Origin of the sequence: Achromobacter marplatensis (assembly GCF_002209535.1) — a bacterium.
Lineage (GTDB): Bacteria > Pseudomonadota > Gammaproteobacteria > Burkholderiales > Burkholderiaceae_B > Achromobacter > Achromobacter marplatensis.
Window position 1 is genome coordinate 498,207 of the sequence record NZ_NJIG01000002.1, and the last position, 18,516, is coordinate 516,722.

Annotated in this window: 16 protein-coding genes; 3 read left to right on the forward strand and 13 right to left on the reverse strand. The window is 66.1% G+C overall.

The features are described from left to right. Positions 1 to 9 precede the first annotated feature (9 nt). Entirely contained in the window at positions 10 to 630 is a 621-nt protein-coding gene (locus CEY09_RS05850; RefSeq protein WP_006223714.1) for a GntR family transcriptional regulator, read from the forward strand. Positions 631 to 822: 192 nt separating this feature from the next. After that, a complete protein-coding gene (locus CEY09_RS05855) occupies positions 823 to 2,373 on the forward strand; it encodes an ABC transporter substrate-binding protein (RefSeq protein ID WP_088587906.1) in 1,551 nt (516 codons plus the stop codon). A 72-nt stretch (positions 2,374 to 2,445) separates the two neighbouring features. Here the strand turns inward: CEY09_RS05855 and CEY09_RS05860 are convergent, their stop codons facing one another. The 12 genes from CEY09_RS05860 to CEY09_RS05915 all read right to left on the reverse strand — a co-directional run bounded on the left by CEY09_RS05860 (position 2,446) and on the right by CEY09_RS05915 (position 15,992). Further along, on the reverse strand, positions 2,446 to 4,962 hold the full coding sequence (locus tag CEY09_RS05860; protein WP_088587907.1) for a TonB-dependent siderophore receptor: 2,517 nt from the start codon (positions 4,960 to 4,962) through the stop codon (positions 2,446 to 2,448). 190 nt (positions 4,963 to 5,152) lie between these two features. After that, on the reverse strand, positions 5,153 to 6,130 hold the full coding sequence (locus tag CEY09_RS05865; RefSeq protein WP_158218654.1) for a FecR family protein: 978 nt from the start codon (positions 6,128 to 6,130) through the stop codon (positions 5,153 to 5,155). 49 nt (positions 6,131 to 6,179) lie between these two features. Continuing rightward, positions 6,180 to 6,686 (reverse strand): RNA polymerase sigma factor, encoded by a 507-nt coding sequence (locus tag CEY09_RS05870; protein WP_158218655.1) that lies wholly within the window; start codon positions 6,684 to 6,686, stop codon positions 6,180 to 6,182. Between the two features lie 105 nt (positions 6,687 to 6,791). Beyond that, entirely contained in the window at positions 6,792 to 7,793 is a 1,002-nt protein-coding gene (locus tag CEY09_RS05875; RefSeq protein ID WP_088587910.1) for a Bug family tripartite tricarboxylate transporter substrate binding protein, read from the reverse strand. 44 nt (positions 7,794 to 7,837) lie between these two features. Beyond that, positions 7,838 to 8,764, reverse strand: coding sequence for an allantoinase PuuE (locus CEY09_RS05880; protein WP_088587911.1), 927 nt, complete (start codon positions 8,762 to 8,764; stop codon positions 7,838 to 7,840). 24 nt (positions 8,765 to 8,788) lie between these two features. Further along, entirely contained in the window at positions 8,789 to 9,286 is a 498-nt protein-coding gene (locus tag CEY09_RS05885; protein WP_234818233.1) for an ureidoglycolate lyase, read from the reverse strand. Between the two features lies 1 nt (position 9,287). Next, a complete protein-coding gene (locus CEY09_RS05890; protein ID WP_088587913.1) occupies positions 9,288 to 9,926 on the reverse strand; it encodes a GntR family transcriptional regulator in 639 nt (212 codons plus the stop codon). A 551-nt stretch (positions 9,927 to 10,477) separates the two neighbouring features. Further along, the gene (locus CEY09_RS05895) at positions 10,478 to 12,040 is read right to left on the reverse strand and encodes an ABC transporter substrate-binding protein (protein ID WP_006223723.1); all 1,563 of its coding nucleotides are present in this window, start codon (positions 12,038 to 12,040) and stop codon (positions 10,478 to 10,480) included. Between the two features lie 35 nt (positions 12,041 to 12,075). Beyond that, on the reverse strand, positions 12,076 to 13,212 hold the full coding sequence (locus CEY09_RS05900; protein ID WP_006223724.1) for a C45 family autoproteolytic acyltransferase/hydrolase: 1,137 nt from the start codon (positions 13,210 to 13,212) through the stop codon (positions 12,076 to 12,078). A gap of 91 nt (positions 13,213 to 13,303) precedes the next feature. After that, the gene (locus CEY09_RS05905) at positions 13,304 to 14,089 is read right to left on the reverse strand and encodes a polysaccharide deacetylase family protein (protein ID WP_088587914.1); all 786 of its coding nucleotides are present in this window, start codon (positions 14,087 to 14,089) and stop codon (positions 13,304 to 13,306) included. Continuing rightward, positions 14,086 to 14,970 (reverse strand): polysaccharide deacetylase family protein, encoded by an 885-nt coding sequence (locus CEY09_RS05910; protein WP_088587915.1) that lies wholly within the window; start codon positions 14,968 to 14,970, stop codon positions 14,086 to 14,088. Before CEY09_RS05910 ends, CEY09_RS05905 begins: the two co-directional genes overlap by 4 nt. Then, positions 14,970 to 15,992 carry a Bug family tripartite tricarboxylate transporter substrate binding protein gene (locus CEY09_RS05915; protein WP_088587916.1) on the reverse strand — a complete coding sequence of 341 codons (1,023 nt, stop codon included), beginning with the start codon at positions 15,990 to 15,992 and terminating at the stop codon, positions 14,970 to 14,972. Before CEY09_RS05915 ends, CEY09_RS05910 begins: the two co-directional genes overlap by 1 nt. Positions 15,993 to 16,223: 231 nt before the next feature. Between CEY09_RS05915 and CEY09_RS05920 the strand changes: the two genes are divergently transcribed. Continuing rightward, positions 16,224 to 16,994, forward strand: a complete 771-nt coding sequence (locus CEY09_RS05920) for an IclR family transcriptional regulator (RefSeq protein WP_088587917.1) — start codon at positions 16,224 to 16,226, stop codon at positions 16,992 to 16,994. 30 nt (positions 16,995 to 17,024) lie between these two features. Here CEY09_RS05920 and CEY09_RS05925 read toward each other — a convergent pair whose 3' ends face one another. Next, a complete protein-coding gene (locus CEY09_RS05925; RefSeq protein ID WP_088587918.1) occupies positions 17,025 to 18,506 on the reverse strand; it encodes an efflux transporter outer membrane subunit in 1,482 nt (493 codons plus the stop codon). Positions 18,507 to 18,516 lie beyond the last annotated feature (10 nt).

Sequence of the window (18,516 nt, forward strand, 5' to 3'; positions counted from 1 at the left end):
GAGTGGTCCATGCCGAAAGCGGCAGCGACGCAACCCGGCCTGGTTGACCGTATTGCCCATGATATTCAGTCGGGTATGTATGGTCCCGGCGCCTGGTTGAAACAGATCGACCTGCAAGAACGCTATGACGCCAAGCGTCTGGACGTCCGGCGGGCGTTAGACCAATTGGCCGCCAAGCGGCTGATCGCGCACATCCCGAACCGGGGTTACCACGTGTACGCCATGGATCCGGACCAGCATCTGCAGATCCGCGACATCCGCGTCCTGCTGGAAACCGGGGCGGCCGCCGACCTGATGCCCAACGTCACGGCCGCCAAGGTCCGCGCCTTGCGCACCCTGGCCGAACGCTTCGCCAAGCTGCTGCACGACGGCACCTTGCTGGAGCAGTACGAGGTCAACCTGGCGTTCCACGCGGGGATGTACGACCTGTGCAGCAACCGTGAACTAGCCGCGCTGATCCAGGAAACCCGCGCGCGCGGCCCCGCGGCGCCCGCCAAGGAATGGGTGACCCGGTCACGCATCGAGATCTCGGCGCGCGAGCACTTCGACATGGTCGATGCGCTGGAGGCCCGCGACGTCAAGCAGCTGCAGAAAATCATCGCCCAGCACGTGGGACAGGATATTTCCTGACGCGAGCTTCCTGACCGGTTTGCGTTTCCCCCATGCGGCGGCTTCCTGAAAAGGGAGCCGCCGCGGTGTTTTTGCGCAGCCGTTTCAGGGATACCCCCGATGGCGGCTCGTTGCAGAGTCGCCATAATTAGCAGATTATTTTGGCGCCAATATATGCGTGAAATCTGCGCCGCACGCCGGGGAGTCTTTTCCATGCACCACCATTTCGTTCCGCGGGCGCTTGCGCTCTCCCTGGCGCTTGCCGCCGTGCCGGTCCACGCCGCAGTGCTCACTGTGGCGCAGCCGGCCGACATCCGCTCGACCAACCCCGGCGTCAACCGCGACAACACCACCGACGGCGTGGTGCTGAACATCGTCGAAGGCCTGGTCGGCTACCGCGAGAACGGCACGGTCGGCCCGCTGCTGGCCAAGTCGGTGGACCTGTCGCCAGACGGCCTGACCTACACCTTCACGCTGCGTGACGGCGTCAAGTTCCACAACGGCGCCACGCTGACCTCGGCGGACGTGATCTGGAACTGGCAGCGCTACATGGATCCCAAGACGGACTGGCGCTGCCGCAGTGACTTCGATGGCCGTAACGGCCTGAAGGTGACGGACGTGTCCGCGCCCGATGCGAAGACCGTAGTGATGAAGGTGGACCGCAAGTCGGCCGTGTTCCTGGATTCGCTGGCGCGCACCGACTGCGGCATGACCGCCATCATCTCCAAGGATTCGGTGTCGGCGGACGGTTCGTGGATCAAGCCCGTGGGCACCGGCCCCTACATGTTCAAGGATTGGAAGCGCGGCGAATACACCCTGCTGTCCGCGTTCAAGGACTATGTCTCGCCCGAAGGCGACAAGCCGGACGGCTACGTCGGTTCCAAGCGCCCGCTGGTGGACGAGGTGAAGTTCCTGGTGGTGCCGGACCCGTCGACGTCCAAGGCCGGTTTGATGTCCGGCGCCATCGACGCCAGCCAGATCACCAACACCGATGTGGGCGAACTGAAAAGCGCCAAGAACCTGACCGTCTTCAGCCCGCACGACGCCGTCAAGCACGTACTGCTGTTCCAGACGCAGGACCCGGTGCTGAAGAACGTGAAGGTGCGTCAGGCGATCGCCGCTTCGCTGGACATTCCGCAAGTAGTCGCCGCCGCCTCCGAAGGCCTGGGCCAGTTGAACAATTCGGCGGTCTACGCGGGATCGGCCTATTACAAGGAAGCGGAAAAGCGCAGCTACAAATACGATCCGGCGCGCGCGCAGCAACTGCTGAAGGAAGCGGGCTACAAGGGCGAACCCGTCGTCATCTACGCAAACAAGCGCGCCCACGTGCCCAGCTACCAGGTGGCCGTGATCGCACAGGCCATGATGCAGTCGGTCGGCATCAACGCCAAGATCGAGGTGCTGGAATGGGCCACGCAGCTGGACCGCTACAACACCGGCAAGTACCAGGTCAGCTCGTTCTCGTTCTCGTCGCGCCTGGACCCGTCGCTCAGCTTCGAGCAGTTCGCCGGCGACAAGGAAAAGCAGCCGCGCAAGGTCTGGGATGATCCCGCCGCGCAGAAGCTGATCGACGAAAGCTTCCTGGAATCCGACCCAGCCAAGCGCCAGGTCCTGTTCGACCAGCTGCACGCCCTGATGCTGGAACAGACCCCGATGCTGATGCTGTACAACGGGGCGGACGCCTGGGCGGTCAACAAGCGCGTGGAAGGCTTCTCGGTCTGGGAAGGCAAGCCGCGCGTCTGGGAAACCAAGATCGCGAACTAAGGCGCGGCGCCCGTCCGGGCGCCGCCTGGCGCGATAGGCCCCGGGGCAGTGATGCCCCGGGGCCTATTGCATTCAGAACGTGGCGCGCATCGTCAGCATGACGTTGCGCGGCGTGCCGTAATAGTTGTTCTTGCTGTTGGAGCCCAGGCCCGAGTAGTAGCGCTTGTCGAACAGGTTGTTGACGTTCAGCGTGGCGCTCATGGATTTGCTGATGTCGTACTGCACCAGCGCGTTGGCGACCGTGTAGCCGCCCTGGCGGGTCGTGTAGCCCGCCTGGCTCCATTCACCGCCCGACTGCACCCATTCCTGGCCGCTGACCGAGCTCTTGCTTTGCATGGTCACGCCGCCGCCCACCATCCACTTGTTGTACTGGCCAGGCAGCCGGTAGGTGGACCACAGCTTGAACAGATGCGCCGGCGTGTTCTTGGCGTAGCGCTGGTCGCCCCGGCGGTCCTTGTTGTGGTTGAAGGTATAGCCCGCGTACAGCTGCCACCCGGGCGCCAGTTCGCCGCTGGCTTCCAGGTCGATGCCGCGGCTGACCACCTTGCCCTGCGCGATGTAGCAGCAGGCGCTGCCGTCGTCGGGGTTGGAATCGGTGGGGTAGCGGCCGTCGGGCGCGGCTTCGCCGTTGCGCTCGGTGTAGTAGAGCGCGGCCGACGTGTTGAGCTTGCCGCCCATGTGCGATCCCTTCACGCCCCATTCATAGGTGCGGCCGGTGATCGGGTCCAGCGGCCTGCCGGGCTGCGGGCCCGACAGGTATCCCGCCTGTGGCTTGTAGATCTCGGCATAGCTCACGTAGGTAGTCCAGGCCTCGTTCAGGTCGTACGTGACCGCGCCGAACGGCGTGATGACATCGTTGTCCTTGAAGTTGTAGCGCTCGGTCCAGTTGGCGGTGCCGTCGTCGGCCATGCCGGAGCGTTCCAGGAACTGCTTGTAGTTGCTGATCCGCAGCCCGCCGATGACGTGCAGCGGATCGGCCAGCGACAGACGCAACCGGGCATAGGCGCCGGAGCGCTCTTCACCGTAATACGGGAAGTCGATGTAGGACGTGCCAACGCCGAAGTCAGGCGTCTCGGGTTCAGGCCAATACGCCTGCGACAGGTCCGCCAGGTTGACGGGGCCGCCGCCGGCAAGCTCCGTGCGCTTGGCGTGTGCCTTGTGCTTGCTGTAGTCGGCGCCGATGATGAAATCGTGCGAACGCCCCAACAGGTCGAAGCTGCCGGCCAGATTGGTATCAAGCTGGTTCTGGTAGCCGGCCGAGCGGAAATAGGCGCCGCTGTAGGCCATGCCGTCGCCCGTCGCCGGATCGACGGCGCCGCTCAGGTAGCCGTACTTGTCGTTGTAGTGCTGGGCGGAATGGGTGGCCGACAGCGAGAATTTCCAGCCGTTGGCGAAGGTGTGCTTCACGTCGCCAAAGATGTCCCAGGCTTCATGGTGCTTGGCGCTCCAGTCCGTCGCCAGGCTGGTGCTGCGTGTGAAGCCGATGTCTTCGCCGGTGTTGTAGCGGGGCAAGCCGTAGTACCAGGGCGTCTCGCGGCGCTTGTCGTAGCTGGCGCCCAGCATGACGGTGGTGCGCGGGGCGACGTCGGCCTCCAGCACGCCGTAGAACGTCTGGCCGGCAGATTTGGCAGTGTCGTAGAAGTAGTGCTTGGTGTCGGCCGCGGCCACGATGCGCCCGCGCAGCTTGCCGTTTTCCACCAGCGGGCTGCTCAGGTCCGCGACGGCGCGATAGTTGTCCCAACTGCCGGCCGACACGCTGCCCTTGGCCTGGAATCCTTCCAGTGGCCGCTTGCGCACCAGATTGATGGTGCCGCCGGGTTCGCCTGCGCCGGAATACAGGCCGTCCGCGCCCCGCAGGACTTCAATGCGGTCGTACTTGACCAGGTCCGGGTCGGCGATGAAGTCGTTCTTGCCCAGCGCGGCGACTGCGCCGCCGTCCACCCGGATGTCCGTGATCTGGAACCCGCGCGAGAAATACTTGCCACCGGTGACGTATTCGTCGGGGACGACGGTGATGCCGGTTGCCGCGGTCATCGCGTCCGCCAGGGTCGTCATGCCGCGGTCTTCGATCTGGCGCGAGGTGATGACCGTGACGGACTGAGGCGTTTCACGCAGCGATTCGGCAGTCTTGCCCAGAGTCACTGCCTGGGCGGCATAGGAATTGGTGTTTTCGGACGTGGCATCGTAGGCGCCCGTCACGGTGACGGGCGCGAGCTGCACCGGACCCGGCGCCGAGGTCAGCGTGATGCTGCCCCCGTCGCGCACGTAGCGGATGCCGGTGCCTTGCAGCAACTGGTCCAGCGCTTGTTCCGGCGTCATGGTCCCGCTGACCTGGCGGGCGTTCAGCCCGGCCACCAGGTCAGGCACGAAATAGATTTCGATAGGCGCCTGCTGGCCGAGTTGCAGCAGCGCCTGGTTCAGCGATTGGGCTCGGATGTCGATCCGGACAGCGGCCGGTTGGGCCTGCGCGGTGCTGAGGGCGGGCAGGGCGCCCAGGCTTGCGGCCAGGCCGCATGCGCCGATCCAGGTGCGCCAAGCGGCGGGACGGGAAAGCGCTGGCTTGCGCTTGCGCAAAATGTTGATGCTCACGATCCTTCTTTTCCATGACGAGGCGTGCAGGCGCGATGCGCCGGTTTCCCTTTGGCCAAAGGTGCTTTGGAAGGCGGCGGAAGTCCCGCCGCGCAACCGCTACTGTCCAGAGTGGAAAACGCGCAAAAGTCCGTAATGGAAAGCGCAGGTTAATTGCAACTAAATGTATTTATTCGCGCCACCGGGCGGCTCAGCGCGCACGGATGACGATGCCGCCGTCGCTGCCCCGCAAGACCTCGACGGGAACCATCGACGGCAAGGCGTTCAGGAAGGCGCTGGGGTCGTCGATGCTAAAGACGCCTGCAATCCGTAGCCGTCCCAGGCGCGCATCGGCCAGCAGGATGGGTTGCGTCAGATAGCGGTTCATTTCGCTGGTGACTTCCGCCAGCGGCGCATTGGCGACGACGATCTTTCCCTGGCGCCAGGCGGTCAGCGCCTGCACGTCGACGGATTCGATGTCCGACAGTGCTTGGCCCGCGGGCTTGCGTACGCCTTGGCCGGCGGTCAGGTTGACGGCTTGCCGTCGCCACCAGCTTCCCGTCGTCACGGCAACCGATCCGGATTCGACGGCGACGGACGTCGCATCGCCATCGCGGCGGACGTTGAACCGGGTGCCGGTCACGCGGACGTGCGTCTGGCCCGCGTCGATCAGGAACGGCCGCTGCGCGTCCGGCGTCACCGAGAACATGATTTCGCCCGAATCCATGTCCACCCTCCGACGGTCCGCATAAAGCCGCACGCGCGCGCGGGTGGCCGTGTTGATCTCGAGCATGGTTCCGTCCGCCAGCAGCACCTGGCGCCTTTCGCCCGCACGGGTCGTGATGACCTGTTCTTGCAGGATCGGGTCGGATGGCCACAGATTCCAGCTGACCCCGGCGATCGCGGCCGCGCTCAGCCCCAGTCCGAACGCCAGGCGCCGGCGGGCGATATTCAACGGGCGGCGCGACGGCAGCACGCGGCGCAAGCGCTCGGTGTCGAACTGGGTGGTGGCTTGCCAGACGGCTTCCATCTCGGCGTAGGCGGCGGCGTGGGTGGGATCCGCCTCTCGCCACGCCTCGAATTCCGCCTGCTGGGCGGGCGTCATCCCACCCGACCGCACACGCGCGAACCAGTCCGCCGCCGCTTGCGAGGCAAGGTCGCTGGAATCGGGTTGTGAGGAATTCGTCATGGGCGCGCGGGTTGATGCCGTCTTGGGAAGCCGAAGACTATACAGGGGCTCAGGGGGCATGCTGCTTCAACCGGACGTGCAGATGGCGCATGCAGCGGGCCATATGCTTTTCTACCATGCTGACCGACAGGTCCATGCGCTGCGCGATCTCGCCCATGGTCCGGCCTTCCAGCCGATGCCAGGCAAAGACCTGCTGGCAAGGCAGGGGCAGTTCTTCCAGCGCTTGCTGCAAGGCGTCGGACAACTGGGCTGCCCGAGTGTTCGATTCGACTTCCGCGGCGGCAGGGTGCTCTTGTTCCGCCAAATCCTGCCAGGCCACGCTATGGACCGAGACCTTGTCCCGATAGCGTGCCGTCATGCCATTGCGGATGCTGCGCCGCAGGTAAGCAGCGGGATCCCGAAGCAGATCGGGCTGCGCGGCCTGCAACAGGCTCAGCGCCGCATTCTGCGCGGCATCCTGCCCCTCATCGGCATCATGCTTGCGCCGTGCCCACGCACTGACGAGCTCAGCGTAATGGGCCAGCCATCCGGGCAGGGGCGGGCGTCGGGAGGACACGGGATAGGGGCCATTGGGGACAAAGGGGCGTGCATTATTGCAAATCGTTCTCAATACAGCAATTGCCCCTCCTGCCCTACCCGAGCCCCTGACTCGCCAGGGGCGTTAATCGAGCTTGACGCCCGCCTGTTTGATGACGGCAGCCCAATCCTGGACTTCCTTGCCCAGGAAGGCGCTCAGTTCCGCAGGCGTGGAGGGCGCCAGGATCAGGCCTTCGTCGGCGTAGCGCTTGCGCAGGTCCGGGTTGGTCAGCACTTGCTGCAGCGCGGGTTGCAAGCGCTCAATGACGGCTGCCGGCACGCCGGCGGGCGCCATCAGGCTGTACCACGTGGTCGCTTCCAATCCTTTCACGCCCTGCGACCCCGCTGTCGAGACGTCGGGCAGCGCGGGCGACTTCTCGGTTCCCGTCACTGCCGCGGCGGCGACCCGGCCGGCCTTGTACTGGGGCAGCATTTCCACGACCTGGGTGACGCCCATGCTCAGTTCACCCGAAGCCACGGCCAGCAGCACCGGCGAACTTCCCTTGTATGGCACGTGCACCAGTTTGCCGCCTGTGGCCAGGTTGAGGACTTCGCCCGTCAGGTGGGTGATGCTGCCGGCGCCCGAAGAGCCGAACGTCAGCTTGCCGGGCTCTTTCGCGGCCAGGGCAATGAGTTCGGGCAGATTCTTCGCGGGCAGGGCCGGGTTGATGGCGAAGACCAGCGGGCTCTTGCCGACGAGGGTGATCGGCTGGAAGTCCTTGACCGGGTCATAGTTCAGGTTCGGGTACAGGCTGGGCGCGATCGCCAGCGTCGATACGTTGCCCAGCAGCAGCGTGTAGCCGTCCGGCTCGGCCCTGGCCACCGCGTTGGTCCCGATCGTGCCGCCCGCGCCCGCCCGGTTCTCGACGATGACCTGCTTGCCCAGCGTGTCGTTCAGTTGTTGCGACAGGGCGCGCGCCAGCGTGTCAGCCGCGCCGCCGGGCGGGAAGGGCACGACGATGCGGATGGGCTTGTTCGGATAGGGTTGCGGTTGCGCTTGCGCGGCCGTCCCCAGGCCCAGCGCCAGCAACGCGGCCAGCGCCGTGGTCATCGCGCTGCGGCGATTGAATTTCCTGTACTTCGACATACTGCTCTCCTGAAAGAGAAAACTTGGTCATTGCAGAAAACGAATCAGCGCAGCGCGCTCTGGGCGTACGGGTGGCAGGCATGCCAGTGGCGGGCGATATCCTCGCGGCGGCACACCCACACATCGCGATGGGCGGCCACGTGGTCCAGGAAGCGCGCCAACCCTGCCGCGCGGCCGGGCTGGCCGACCAGGCGCAGGTGCAGCCCCACGGACATCATCTTGGGGGCCGCCGACCCTTCCTCGTAAAGCACGTCGAAGGCGTCGCGCAGGTACTCGAACAAGTCCTGTCCCGTGGCCATGCCGCCTCGGATGAACTTGGCGTCGTTGTTGGCCAGACCGTATGGCACAAGCAGATGCGGCTTGCCGCCGACTTGCGTCCAGTAGGGCAGTTCGTCGTTGTAAGTGTCGGAGTCGTACAGGAACCCGCCTTCCTCCACGAGCAGCGCGCGGGTGTTCAGGCTGGGGCCGTAGCGGCAATACCAGCCCAGCGGTCGGGCGCCCACCGAGCGGGTAATGGATTCCACCGTGCGGCGGATGCGCTCGCGCTCTTGTTCCAGTGTCAGAGTCTGGTGCCGTTCCCAGCGCCAGCCGTGCGCACAGACGTCATATCCTGCGGCCTTGATCGCCTCGCAGACCTCGGGATTGCGTTCCAGCGCCAGGCCGCACCCCAACACGGTCGCCGTCATGCCGCGCGATTGCAGCATCCGATGCACTCGCCAAAAGCCGATGCGGCTGCCGTACTCGAACATCGACTCGGCGGCCAGATCACGGCCGGTGAAGCCGCCCGCGCCGCCTTCGGTCAACCCGGTCTCGGATTCCGGGTCGCCGTCCGGCACTGAAGGCTCGCCGCCTTCCTCATAGTTGATGCACAGGTTCAGCGCCAGACGCGCGCCGCCGGGCCATTGGGGATCGGGGGGATTTGCGCCATAGCCGATGAAATCGCGGCGCAGGTGTGGGGGATCGAAGTTCATGACGGACAAGCCACCTGAAAGGAATCAACCGGGAAGGGAAACGACGGCATGGGGGGCCGGCACCTGCCAGAATTCATCGTCGTCATCGCGGCCGGTCTGGCCCATCAAGACAAGGAATTCCGCCGGCCCGCCCAGCACGGTCAGGCCGTGATGCCAGGTGCCGACGCGATAGCACACGCCTTGGCTGCCGGAAGCCAGAAAGGCCTCCAGCCGCGCCATGTCCGGCAAGCCGTCGGCCCTGGTCGGCGCAACCACTACGAGGTAAGGCGTGGCGGTCAAGGGCACGAAACTCTGGGCTGCGTAGGGGTGCCGCTCCATCAGTTCGATCACCACGGGGCCGGGCGCCCGCGCATTCACGCGGCTGACCCAGCAGGCTTGCCGCGCGACCTGCGGCCCGTGCCGCATCGGCTCCGTCAGGAAGTGGCGACGTTCCGTGCCTTGGTGCGCAATCACTTCGCCATAAGGCGCGAATGCGTCGGCAGTAAGCGGCCGCGCGCGCACGACGACCAGGGGATCCGTCATGTCACGCGCCATGGGTCAGATAGCCCAGCGAGTTGACGTAGCTGCGGCGCACGCTCTCCAAATGGGCGGCCATCGCCTGGCGCGCGCGCGCCGAATCGCCGGACAACAACCCCTGCACGATTGCCAGGTGTTCTTCCCGGGCTTGCACCTGCCGCTGCGGCAAGCGTTCAACGTCGCACATCCGCACCTGCCGGCGGGTCGCGGTGATCATCGACGCCAGGTTCCGGTTGCCGCAATAGGCGGCCACCAGATCATGCAGGGCGTTGTCGACCTCCCAATCCGACTTTTCGTCAGGCGTCTGGGCATTCAGCAAGGCCTGGAGACGCGTGCGCAGTCCTTCCAGCGGCTCGGCCGGAATACGCCCCGTCGCCATCGCCGCCGCCTCGCTTTCCAAGAGGCTACGGATCTGCAGCAGTTCCAGCAGATCCGTCACACCGAACGACCGCACCACGATCGACCCGTTGGACAGGCGCTCCAGCATGCCTTCGCCCAGCAACCGATTCATCGCGGCGCGCAACGGCGTGCGCGACACATCCAGCTCATCCGCCAGGCGGCGCTCTTCCAGCACCTCACCAGCCGGAATCCGGCGCGAAACGATTTGGTCCAGCAGTGTTTGATAGGTGCGTTGCGTAGCGTTCATGGCGTGTTGCAGAAATAGAAGTGGCGCCGCCACCAGAAAAACCGGGTCGCGGCCATGCGATAGGTGAACGGTACTTCATTGGTATCCCAATGGGATACCAGTAGTATCCCGAATATAGGGGCCGAACGCGCCTGCGCAGGCGAACGGCAAAAAATGGGAGACGGGAATGCCCCGATCAGAGACCGGAGTCGAGGAGGGAGGGGGACGCCCAGAAGGGGGCGCTTTAGCGCATAGACACCGCCACGACGCCCACAACCCTGTATGCCGATTGTGGCCGCCCGCGCGGCCGCAATTCGGCGGGCGACGCAAGACTCTCCACCACCCACGGGTCTAGCAGCGCCTCGAGCCAAGACGCGGGTAGCCCGTCGGTGCAGTCATCCTGATGGCGCGCAACCTCGATGCGCCCGAGGGAATCTGAAGGCAGCGGCCGCAGGCCGCAACGAAGATGACAAAGGGGCAGTCCGGAGCGAAGGCTCCGGACCGCAATCGTGGGCGTGCGCCATCAGGATGACTGCACCGATGGGCGGCCTACCTCACTACATCTACAGCGCTTACTGAGCAACCCGCTCCACTTCCCAAGCGCGCGGCTTCTTCACCGCCCAAGGTTGGTACCCCTTGATGCTGCTCCGGTAAGCCCCGATATCCAGCCCGTTATAGAGCGGAATGCTCGGCACATCCGCCAGGAACAGCTGATGCAGTTGGTCGAACGCCGCCTGCCGCTTGGCATGGTCCGTATCCACCGACGCCGCTTCCACCAGCTTCGCGGCCTCCGGGTTGTCCCAGACCTTGCGCGGTTGCTTGGCCTTGTCGCCCGTCACCATCTCGTAGTTCAGCGCCGCGTCCAGGCGCGCGGAATACGGGAACGTCATCATCTGGTAGGTGCCCGCGTTGTAGCGGTCAAGCTGCGTTGCCCACTCCACCACCGACAACTGCGCATTGATGCCCACCGACTGCAACATCGCCTGCACGATCACCGCCGAGTTATACGACTGCGGGTAACGCTTGGTCGTCAGGATCGACAGTTCCTGGCCTTTGTAGCCCGCTTCTTTCAGCAGCTTCTGCGCCGCGGCCGGATCGTAATCCCAGCCTTTCTTCTGAACCGCGTCATGGTAGGGCGAGACCAGCGGCACGATGGAATTGTTGGGCTGGGCCAGGCCTTCCGTGACGGCTGCGGCCAATTGCTTGTAATCGATGGCGTGGGCCAGGGCCTGGCGCATCTTCGGGCTGGACAGTACCGGGTCCTTGGTCTGCAGCAGCAGCGCCGTCATGCTCATCACCGGCGCGTAGGCCACCTTCACGTTCGGGGTGCCTTGCAGCACCGGCACGTCGTTGTTGGACACGTCTTCGATGATGTCGATGTTGCCGCGCTGCAAGGCGGCCTTGGCCGTGGAGTCGTCCGGCACGATCATGAATCGGACTTCGTCCACCAACGGGCGCTTCGAGCCGGTGTAGCCGTCGCGCTTGCCGTCCAGGTTCGAATAGCCCGCGAACTTGGTCAGGCGGATGTACTCGCCGCGCTTCCATTCGGCCAGTTCGAACGGGCCGGTGCCGATAGGCTTGATCCACGCGCCGTCCGCGCCGACCGAATCCTTGGACAGGATGCCGGTGCCGCCGCAATCGGTGCGGGCCAGCGACGCCAGGAACAGGCTGGTGGGCTTCTCCAGGTGGTAGACGACAGTCTGTGCGTCGGGCGCTTCCACGCCGGTGACCTTCACCGTGCCGCGGCCGTCGAACTCGCTGGCGCAACGCCAGCCGGAATTCGCGGCGGTGTAGTGCTGCCAGGTCCACAGCACGTCGGCCGAGGTCATCGGCTTGCCGTTATGGAACTTTATGCCGTCGCGCAGCTTGAACGTATAGGTCTTGCCGTCCGGGCTGATGTCGACCGACTTGGCCAGCAGCGGGCGCACTTCGGCGTCTTCGCCATAGGCAACCAGGCCTTCCACGATGTGCAGCACGACGGCGTCGCTGTTGCTGTCGCGGTTGACGCCGGGTTCGGTCGAGCGGATGTCGGCCGTCAGCGAAATACGCAGCGGCGGCGCCGACTGCGCGGCGGCCGTGCCGGCCAGGGTGGCCAGCGCCAGCGCAACCGCGGCGCGCAAACAATGGTTCTTCATTGATATTTCCTCGGGTTGCGCGGGCGCATTGCCGGTCAGGCGGCGGCCAGCAGTTCGGGTTCTGCGGTCAGGCTGTAGCGGGTGAACGTGCGGTTCAGCGCAGGCAGCGGCGCCACTTCCATCAGGCCGGCGGCGGGTTCCATGACGACCATGGCGACCGTGGCCGACAGGTTGTCGTGGCTGCCGGGGCGCGGCGGGCGGCAAACGGAATAGGGCGAACCGAAGTCGTCGAACAGGGCGTGCTTCAGGTCTTCGCGCGTCAGCTGGGTCTTCTCGTTCAGCAGGCGACGCACGCGCCAGTCGCGGTAGGCGCTTTCCGGCGTGCTGGCGCGGCCGGTGTCGCGCAGCTTGCCCAACGCCACTTCGCTGACCCAGTGGTTGGCGTGCACGATCAGGTCGTCGGCGCCCGGGTAGATCGGGAAGGCTTCATCGGTGGTGCATTCGTAGTCGACGCCAAAGCCCGCGGCCATGCCGATCATGATGTTGTTCGAGCACGACTTGGGCGTGGTGGCGACGGCCTTGATGGCCAGCGCAAAATGCTGTTGTTCCAGCACCTTGCGGCGGATCAGCGACAGCGGCACGCCCAGTTGGCGGAAGTCGCGGTCGGATTCCAGGTAGTTGGCGGTGATGGACACGCCGGCGCTGTTCAGGCCGCTACGGGCCAGGCCGCCGGCTTCCACGAAAGTCAGGATGTCCGGGCCGTTGTCGTTGCGCACGCGCAGCACGATGGCGGTTTCGGCGCATTCGGCGCGCCAGTCCCAGTTCTGGCCATGGATCAGGTTGCCGTTGGCCGAGCGCGTGGGCAGGATCAGGGCGCCCGTGCAGCCGTCGCCGGGTTCCAGTTCGGCGGCTTTCTTCTTTTCGGCACGTGCCTTGGCGACGACTTCGGTGCGGGCGTTCACCATCACGATGTCTTCGAACGGCACGTCCGCACCCGCGGCGATGCCGCGCATTTCTTCGAGGTAATGCGGGGCGAAGTCCTCGATTTCGCGGGCGAAGTGGGCGATGAGCTGGGTGCGCGCCATGGCGTCGTAGCCCAGGTCGACCAGCGTCTGGCCGTACATGGCCGCGCTTTTGCGCACGCGGTCGGCGGCTTGCTGGCCATAGGAGCGGCCACGGGCTTCGGGCGTGCCGGAAACCGATACGAAGGGGAATTGGGTGATCTGGGTCATGGACGGTAAGCGGCGACGCGCGCCGTGTAGTCGGAGGGAAATCGATATTGCAAAAATGTTAGCTTATTTTGGCGCCAATATTGCTCAGGGTTTACCCAATGACGGCCCTAGCCTGCCGTAACGCACGCGCCGCCAGGTCGCCGCCAGTCGTGAACTCGGCACCCGCCGCCCGGAAGCGTTCCAGCAATTGCTCCAACTTCTGCAGCCGCGCCGCCCGGCCCACGCCGTGGTCGGCGCGCGGATGCAGGGTCAGGCAGGCGTAGCCGTCGGCGGCCAGCAACGCGTCGCCCTGTTCCACCCAGTGCGCGTAGGCGCGGTCCTGGGTGACGCGGCGGCTGAAATGGCTGGCGTCGCACAGGCCTTCGCTCCAGGGCAGTTCGACCATGCCTGCGCCGCCGTCGGCGTCCAGCGCATAGGGCGCGTCGTCATCGATCGCGCTGCTGTCATAGCGGTAGCCCAATTGCCGCAGGAGCGGCACGGTGCGCGCTGAAAATGCGCTGCTGGTGTAGCGGAAGCCTTGCGGCGCGATGCCCGTCAACTGGGTAAGGCGGTCGCGGGCGCGTGCCAGCACCTCAGCCTCGCGGTCGCCGAGGGCGCTCAGGTCTTCGAAGGCGTTGCCCTGGGAGGCCGCCTCGTGGCCGTCGCGCAGGCTCTGTTCGAGCAGGTCGCGGCAGCGTTCGGCTTCGAAGATCGGCCAGAACAGCGTGGCGCGGATGCCTTGGCGGCGCAGCATGTCCAGCACGCGGGCCAGGCCGCCGCCATAGGTGTAACGGCCATGGGCGTCACGGCCGTGCAGCGCGGTTTCGGGCTGGGTCGCGGCTTCGGGGCCGATGCCTTGCACGTTCAGGGTGACCAGCACGGTCTTGGGGGCGGTCATGCGCGTCTCCAGTTGTCGGGATGGGCAAGGCAGTGGCGGGCCAGCGCTTCCAGCGTCATGACGTGCACGTCCGGTTGCGCGGCGACGTGGCCCAGGAAGCGGTCCAGGGCCGCCGCGCGGGCGGGCGTGCCAGAACCGCCAGCCGCCTTGGGGTGCACGGTCAGGTGCACATAGCCTTCCGCCTGGCGCAGCGCCTCGAACTCCTGAACCCAGTTGTCGCAGGCTTCGGCGGCCAGGCTGTGGCCCGAGAAGTAGAAGGGGTAGTCGTCCAGCGACACGGTGTTGTTGGGCAACATGATGAAGCCGTCGTCGCCATCGGCCAGGTAGGGCCGGTCCTGGTCCTTTTCGCTGGCGTCGTAGCAATAGCCCAACTCGCGAAGCGCGGGCAGGGTGCGATGGCTTTTGCGCCCCGACGGCGAACACCAGCCCACCGGCGTCACGCCTAGCTCCTGCTGGATGATCCGGTGGGTCTTGGCCAGCAGCGCGGGTTCTTCGTCGCCCAGGTCCCAGGCTTCATGCAGATAGCCGTGCGCGGCAATTTCGTGGCCGGCGGCCAGGATGGCGTGGAAGGTGGCGGGGTAGTGTTCGACGTCGTATCCGCATGCGAAGAAGGTGGCGGGCATGCGGTGCCGCGCCAGGATCTCCAGGTGCCGGGGCACGCCGCGCCGGATCGCGTAGCGGCCCGCGGTGTACGGGCCTGCCGGAAACTGCTTGCGGCCGACTTCGACGGCGGGGCCGTCCACGTGCACGGTGACGCAGACCACGGCGCGCACCGGCGGGGCGTTCGCGGCCCGCAAGCCTTGGGCGCGCAGTTCGTGGTCCAGCGGCAGCCAGGGGTTGTCGTCGGCGCGGACGGCGGCGCCGTAAGGAATTCGTTGCATCAGGTGGCCTTGATGTCGGCGCTTTTAATCAGGGTGCGCCACTTCTCGCTTTCGCTGGCAACGAAGCGGCCCAGTTCTTCGGGCGTGCCGCCATGCAGCTCCAACCCGTTTTGCGTCAGTTGCGCCAGCGCCGGCTGCTTGAGCGCGCTTTGCACCGCGCCGTTCAGCGTCTTGACGATGGCGGCGGGCGTGCCGGCCGGCACGAAGATGCCGTTCCAGCCGATGGCCTGATAGCCGGGGAAGCCGGATTCGGCCACGGTGGGCACATCGGGCAGCGCCTGCGCGCGCTGCGCGGACGTCACCGCCAGCGGGCGCGACTTGCCGCCGTGGATGAACTGCTGCTGGTTGATCACGACGTCCATCAGGATGGGGAACTGCCCGCCCAGGAAATCGTTGACCGCCGCTGCGGCGCCCTTGTACGGCACGCCAGGCAGGTCCAGGCCGGCCGTGGCCTTCAGCAGCTCCATAGCCAGATGGGCTGAACTGCCGTTTTGCGTGATGCCGTAGAAGTACTTGCCCGGATTCGCCTTGATCAGGGCGACCAGCTCTTGCAGCGTGCGCGCCGGAAACGACGGGTGCACGACCAGCACATTGTTGTAATAGCAGACCATCGACACGGGCTCGAAGTCCTTGACCGGGTCATAGCCGATGTTCTCGTACAGGCTCTGGTTCACGGTGTGCGTGCCGGTGGAGCCCAGGGCGATCGTGTAGCCGTCGGGCGCCGAGCGCGCCGCCTGCTGGGTGCCGATGTTGCCTGCCGCCCCGCCTTTGTTGATGACGACCACGCTTTGCTTGAGCGCTTCGCCGATGCCCTGCGCCAGCGGCCGGGCCACCAGGTCGGTGCCGCCGCCGGCGGGAAACGGCACGATGAACTGGATCGCGCGCCCCGCCGGATAGTCCGCCGCCCAGGCTTGCCCGGGGCGGACGATCGCCGCACCGGCCAGCGCGGCGGCGGATGCCGTCAGGAATTGCCGGCGGCTCATGCCGCCTTGCGGTACGTCATTGCTGCATGACTGCTTCATGATTTTCCCCTTGGGTCCTGCTTCTAGTTAAATATCATTATTCGATAAAAATTCATTCTTACCAATTAGTATTTATCTATAAATGATAAAAACTAGAAAGACGATAGCCCGGGTTTGGTCGCAATCGGGGTGCCGATAGCCTGTCTTCATGACGTCATGCCCAGCAGCCGGACGCTGTGATACGCTGCGCCGGTCCCGCGTCGTCCCTTGCCCCCAGTTCCCACGTCCCCCATGTCCACCCTGAAGCGAGCCCTGGCGATTCTTGACCTCTTCAGCCTAGACACTCCGGTGCTCACGGCCGAGGACATCATTTCCCGCCTGGCGTATTCGGCGCCCACGGGCTACCGCTACATCCGCGATCTGTCCGACCTGGGTTATTTGCTGCGCATGACGGGCGGCGGCTACAAGCTGGGGCCGCGCATCATCGAACTGGACCACCTGATCATCGATGGCGATCCGGTGCTGGCCGTGGCGCGGCCGATCATGCGCGAGGTGGTCGATCAAGTCGGCGGCGACGTGCTGCTTAGCGTGATCCACGGCTTGCGCATCCTGAACATCCATCACGAACGCGGCCCCGACGAATTGGGCATTGCCCATGGCCGCGGCCGCGCGCATCCCTTGTTCCGCGGCGCCACGGCCAAGACCATCGTGGCGTTCCTGCCGCGCAAGGACCAGCGCAAGCTGTACGAGGCGCACACGGACGAAGTCCGTGCACTGGGCCTGGGCGATACCTTGGGTGAATTCACGGCGCGGCTGGACACAATCCGCGTGCAGGGCGCTTACCTGGGCGTGGGGGAAATCTCACCCGAGCGGGCGGGCATCGCAGTGCCGGTGTTCCAGGAAGACCGCCGCATCTTCGGCGCGCTGACCGTCACCTTCCTGGCGACGCGGCTGAACACGATCGCGCAGGACAAGACGACGGCGCTGCTGCAATCCGCGGCCCGCCGCATCGAGTCGCTGGCGTTGGCGGCGCGCATGAAAGAACAGGCCCCTGCGCCGTAAGCGCCGAGGCCTGTCTCAATCCCGCCGGACTCAGGTCGCCTCAGGCTGCCGGGCAGCGGTCTCCGGAGCCCGCGCGGGCGAACCCATGGCCTGGAACAGCGCCGCGGTTTCGGTCAGGCGGGCGTTCGCGTATTCCAGTTCGCGCAGCCGCGCCGCCACGTAATGCTGTTGCGCCGCGTATTCCGTATAAGGCGCCAGCGCGCCCAGCCGCACGCGGCTGGCCGTATTGCGGTAGGACTGCTCGGCTGCCCGCCGCGACGCTTCTGCCGAGGCCAGCGCCTGCCCGTCGGCATCCAGGCGCGACAAGGTATCGGCCACGTCCTGGAACGCGGTCAGCACGGTCTGCTTGTACTGCAGCACGGCCGCCTGGTAGCGCTCCTGGGCGGCGCGCCGTTCGGCCAGCAACGCGCCGCCGTGGAAGATGGGCTGCGTCAGCGACGCACCGATTGCCCAGATCGACCCGGCGCCCGACAGCGCGGTCGGCCAGCTGAAGCCGCCTTTGCCCATGGACGCAGACAGCGACAGGCTGGGGAACAGCTGCGCCGTGGCGACGCCCACATCGGCCGCGGCGGCCTGCACTACCGCGTCGGCCACCAGCACATCCGGGCGCGACGCCAGCAGTTCAGACGGCACCACCACCGGCACCTGCGCGGGCACCGCCAGCGTGCTGAACGCCAGATCGTCCGGGGCCTGGTCGGGGCTGCGGCCCAGCAGCACGGCCAAGGCGTGGCGCGTGGCATGCCACTGCGCCCGCAGTCCGGGCAGCGACGCTTCCAGCGTGGCAGCGTCCTGGTCGGCGTCCAGCGCATCGTTCTGCGAAGCGGATCCCAATTCGTAGCGGCGCTGCGTATCGCGGGCCACCTGGCGCAGCAGCACCACCTGCTTTTCCGTCAGCGCCACGCGCTCGGCCAGCGACGCGGACGTGATGGCGCCAGTGACGATATTGCCCGCCAGCGAGCGCCGCGCGGACTCCAGCTGGAACGCCTGTTGCTCCACTTGCGCCGCCAGCGACGCGTTGGCAAAGCGCGCGGCGCCGAACAGGTCCAGATCGTAGGTAGCCTGGATCTGTCCGGTGAAGACGTTGTAGAGCGCCGTGGGCTCGGCCAGATTCGGCATGGTCAGCGCGCGGTTGCGTTTGGCGTTCCCGCCTGCGTCCACGGACGGCAGCAGCGACGAATTGACCTGCGCGCGCAGTTGCTCGCGTGCGCCGGCCAGATTGCGTTCCGCAGCGGCCAGGTTGGGACTGTTGGCCAGGCCTTCTTGCACCAGCGCATCCAGCGCGCTGGAACCGTAGCGCTTCCACCATTCGGGCACGGGACGCGCGCCCTGCTCGAAACGTTGCGCCACGCCCTGGGCGGGGGCGCCGGCAGGCGGCACGGCTTGCACGCCGTACTGCGCGGGCGACGCCACCGCGGGCGGCTTGCTGTCCGGGGCGAAGGCGCAGGCGCCCAGCGCCGCGATCAGCGGCAGCGCGAGCGGCAGCTTGGCCAGCCGGAGGGAAAGGGTCTTCATCGTCAGATTC

Coding starts and splice junctions, on each gene's coding strand:
- CEY09_RS05910 (WP_088587915.1), bottom strand. CDS start 14,970: ATGCAACGAATTCCTTACGGCGCCGCCGTCCGCGCCGACGACAACCCC.
- CEY09_RS05895 (WP_006223723.1), bottom strand. CDS start 12,040: ATGAAGAACCATTGTTTGCGCGCCGCGGTTGCGCTGGCGCTGGCCACC.
- CEY09_RS05905 (WP_088587914.1), bottom strand. CDS start 14,089: ATGACCGCCCCCAAGACCGTGCTGGTCACCCTGAACGTGCAAGGCATC.
- CEY09_RS05890 (WP_088587913.1), bottom strand. CDS start 9,926: ATGAACGCTACGCAACGCACCTATCAAACACTGCTGGACCAAATCGTT.
- CEY09_RS05855 (WP_088587906.1), top strand. CDS start 823: ATGCACCACCATTTCGTTCCGCGGGCGCTTGCGCTCTCCCTGGCGCTT.
- CEY09_RS05920 (WP_088587917.1), top strand. CDS start 16,224: ATGTCCACCCTGAAGCGAGCCCTGGCGATTCTTGACCTCTTCAGCCTA.
- CEY09_RS05885 (WP_234818233.1), bottom strand. CDS start 9,286: ATGACGGATCCCCTGGTCGTCGTGCGCGCGCGGCCGCTTACTGCCGAC.
- CEY09_RS05850 (WP_006223714.1), top strand. CDS start 10: ATGCCGAAAGCGGCAGCGACGCAACCCGGCCTGGTTGACCGTATTGCC.
- CEY09_RS05925 (WP_088587918.1), bottom strand. CDS start 18,506: ATGAAGACCCTTTCCCTCCGGCTGGCCAAGCTGCCGCTCGCGCTGCCG.
- CEY09_RS05880 (WP_088587911.1), bottom strand. CDS start 8,764: ATGAACTTCGATCCCCCACACCTGCGCCGCGATTTCATCGGCTATGGC.
- CEY09_RS05875 (WP_088587910.1), bottom strand. CDS start 7,793: ATGTCGAAGTACAGGAAATTCAATCGCCGCAGCGCGATGACCACGGCG.
- CEY09_RS05915 (WP_088587916.1), bottom strand. CDS start 15,992: ATGAAGCAGTCATGCAGCAATGACGTACCGCAAGGCGGCATGAGCCGC.
- CEY09_RS05900 (WP_006223724.1), bottom strand. CDS start 13,212: ATGACCCAGATCACCCAATTCCCCTTCGTATCGGTTTCCGGCACGCCC.
- CEY09_RS05865 (WP_158218654.1), bottom strand. CDS start 6,130: ATGACGAATTCCTCACAACCCGATTCCAGCGACCTTGCCTCGCAAGCG.